At 48.4% G+C, this 517-nt stretch carries 1 protein-coding gene; it reads left to right on the top strand.

The features are described 5' to 3' along the window. The coding region (locus tag HMPREF2655_RS04355; RefSeq protein ID WP_142352127.1) for a hypothetical protein at nucleotides 1–517 on the top strand (517 nt) is incomplete at both ends.

The raw sequence follows: 517 nt of genomic DNA, 5'->3' as shown, positions 1-517 counted from the left end.
TGGACAGTCAACGAAAACAGTTCCAGGTGTGGGTGAATACAGCATCAATCCAGATGGTTCTATCACCTTTACTCCAGAAAAACAATATGTTGGTACACCAACTCCAGTCACAGTCAAACGTGTAGATAAGAACGGTACAGAGGTTACTGCGACTTATACTCCAACAGTGACTAAGGTAACCCCAACTAGCACTAACGCAACCAGCACAGGTCCTCAAGGTGTTCCACAAACAGGTACCCCAACCTTCCAAGGTGGCGACCCACTGGTTCCGATTGATGAAGCAGTTGAGCCAACCTTCGAAGATGGAAGTAAAGAGAAGTCTATTCCAGGCCAAGGAACTTACACAATTGCGCCAGACGGAACTGTAACCTTCACCCCAGACAAGCAGTTTGTTGGGAACCCAGACCCAGTCACTGTCAAACGTGTGGATAAGAATGGTACCCCAGTGACTGCGACTTACAGTCCAGAGTTTACGAAAGTAACCCCAACAGGAACCGGTGCAACCAGCACAGGTCCT

It is taken from the genome of Streptococcus sp. HMSC066F01 (assembly GCF_001837335.1).
GTDB classification, from domain to species: Bacteria; Bacillota; Bacilli; order Lactobacillales; family Streptococcaceae; genus Streptococcus; species Streptococcus oralis_S.
Note: the sequence above shows the minus strand (reverse complement) of the source record. Positions and strands in the feature narration are given on the sequence as shown.